General features: G+C 35.8%; 3 protein-coding genes. All 3 read left to right on the top strand.

Going from position 1 to position 2,514, the window contains the following annotated elements:
- Positions 1 to 397 precede the first annotated feature (397 nt).
- Positions 398 to 1,270, top strand: coding sequence for a hypothetical protein (locus QVB70_RS08885; RefSeq protein WP_287585375.1), 873 nt, complete (start codon positions 398 to 400; stop codon positions 1,268 to 1,270).
- Positions 1,271 to 1,273: 3 nt separating this feature from the next.
- Positions 1,274 to 2,107: a hypothetical protein gene (locus tag QVB70_RS08880; protein WP_287585374.1), complete on the top strand. Its 834-nt coding sequence runs from the start codon at positions 1,274 to 1,276 to the stop codon at positions 2,105 to 2,107.
- A gap of 222 nt (positions 2,108 to 2,329) precedes the next feature.
- Positions 2,330 to 2,514: hypothetical protein (locus QVB70_RS08875; protein ID WP_287585373.1), on the top strand; the 185-nt coding region annotated here is incomplete at its 3' end.

The raw sequence follows: 2,514 nt of genomic DNA, 5'->3' as shown, positions 1-2,514 counted from the left end.
CTCTAGGAGACGGCATTTTAATCTCCAGTTCTACTATGGCATACACCATATTTAAATTTTCTTTAAAGTGAAATATTTTAAGGAACTAAGCAGATTTGGGAAGCCAAACAGAAAAATGGTCAAAAGTTTTCGTTACAAAAATTGAAGCAAACAGCACAGGTTTTAGTACAAGTTCATTGGCATTATTTCCACTTTTCTAGCTTCCAATTGTTTTTACTAAAGCCTTTTCCAAAAAACACGTTACATTTATGTCTACTGAATCAACTTTTGTAAAACTGTGTTAGATTCAAATGTATATAGTCGGTACATCAAATTTAAATAGGGCAATTACGGTTTCTTATAATTGCATTTAAATGAGGCACAGAAATACCATTTATTGATTGTGTGGTAAAAAAATATGCAGTCACTCGGAAGCGAGAAAATTTCTGATAGATTGAACATCTCAAGAAGTTACGTAACTCCAGAACTGTATGATTCAGGTGGTAATCAAATCAATAAGGATTTTCAAGATTATAAAACTGCTATCGCAGAAACTGTATCGCATAATTTGCAAATGTTAGATGAGTTACCGCCCCTTAGAAATCTGAGTCTAAATGAGCTTAAGGAACACTTTAAAAAACTGCTTGAAGATGATTTGAAGAAAGATACGCTTTTTGAAAAGTCAGTAGAGATAAAAAAATACGTTAGTAACATTTCAAAATATGTAGCTAATTATTTCAGAAATGTTTTTGATCATAACAATAATTGCAAAAAGCGGCTGAACTCCGATATTCTCGACAACTGCAGGATGTTTTTTAATTCGGATTTGCCGTTATCCTATCTTACTGCGGTTGAAAATGCTATACTAGTTCAAAGAGACTTCTTAGATATTTATGAAAAGCTTTTACACAAAGAACGCTTAGAATTGATACTTAACAAGAATAACCGTAAAAAATTCTCAAGGCTGTGCTCAAATCACAACAAATGGGTGGATCAGTTCGACACAAAAATAGATGAACTTGAAAGCATAAGAATCAAGCTGTTTTGGTATATTGATTTTAGCAATTCTAAAACTGTTGATGACATTCTTAAGGTAAAGAACATTAAGTCTAGCGCTCTAGACATGAAGGTATTGCAAGACTTCACTATCTCTCTTCGTAGGCGGACTAATGAGTTAGAAATGCTTATTGAACCTAAAATTGAGTTCAAGCCAATTGTTTCTTATGAAGATAATAGCGGTACCAGAGCCATTCGAAAGGTCATGGAACTATTGAGTACAGCAGAAGGATGAGCGTTGTCATTTGGAAAGGTTGAAGGCTTTTTCATAGATACCTGTATTTTACTACCTCATCCTTTAGAGACTATAATGAAAGCGTGCTCAGATTTCATCAAAGAGACGGCAAGTCAATGTATTTTATCTTCTTCAATCAAAAAAGAAGCTCTGGATCTGATAGAGCAATCTCACAACACAATTCTTCTTAATTTTCATTCAAAACTAAAGCCCTTTCTGACTTCTAAGGGTATAAAAAAAATCACTAACAGAGATGGACAAATTTTCGCAGATTTTTTTGCTGACCAAAAGTCACTGTTCAGAAAACTTCCTTATAGGAAGTCGAATATTCAATACGAAATATTGGGAGCTATGGAAAGTTATATTGCTTCTCAGGTTCATTCACTTAAAGATGGGCAAAAGCTTCCAGTTGACATCTTTTTTGCTGCAATAGCTGCAGAATTAGCAATTAAAAAGCATGAATTGGAAGCACCATTTAAAGGACTTAGATGCGAAGAGATTAAGCCCAGCAATTCTCTATTATCTGCAGTAATCCTAGGGTCATTGCTAAAAAACTCTGGTGACGCAGTGCACTTAGCATCGGCTTTGGAATATCAATTTCGTAATAATAGGTGGGTAATTTTTGTCACAACAGATCAACATGACATTTTGGATAAAGCTTCGGAGTTCAAAGAGATGTTTTTGCAATGTTCGAGACCTGAGTGGGCTTTAGACTACTATCGAGAGATGACGAAAGTCGAATCGCCCTTGGATTATGTAAAGAATGTTAACGACACGCTTACACTTAATCAGCAGAGAGTTTTGGATGCATTAAATCTTAAAATTTGTACCGAATAACAAAGGATCTGCTGAATTGAGCTAGAAAGATTTTCCATTCTTTGGTTCTCCCCAATCGCCCTCAGCAAAGTATGTGCACTTATAAGGAGATATATTTGCCCAAAGGATCATGTATGAAAAGGGTGCTGGTGTGATTGCTGCTTGTGAATTGGTAAATTAATTGGTGAATTTCGTTAGGGTTCTTATAGTGGTTTCTGGCTTTTCCAGCTTGTTGAGAAGCCTATGGTGAACAACACGCGCCAACTCGTTTTCAAGGGAGGTGATATGTGCAGGTTTGCCTTTTTTGATTCCGCTATTCAGTCAGCACCTCACAGGATAACAGCGGTTCACTCTACGATTCTTTCTATATATAGAGGGGGTATAGACAAAAAATCACACAACAGTTCACGCCTGTTCCAGCCAACTCG

This window comes from Candidatus Borrarchaeum sp. (genome assembly GCF_019058535.1).
GTDB lineage: Archaea > Asgardarchaeota > Sifarchaeia > Borrarchaeales > Borrarchaeaceae > Borrarchaeum > Borrarchaeum weybense.
The sequence above is the reverse complement of the archived record's forward strand: the minus strand, read 5'-3'. Positions and strand labels throughout refer to the sequence as shown.

Bases quoted from the DNA above. Each gene is read 5' to 3' on its own strand.
- QVB70_RS08885 (WP_287585375.1), top strand. From the start codon at position 398: ATGCAGTCACTCGGAAGCGAGAAAATTTCTGATAGATTGAACATCTCA.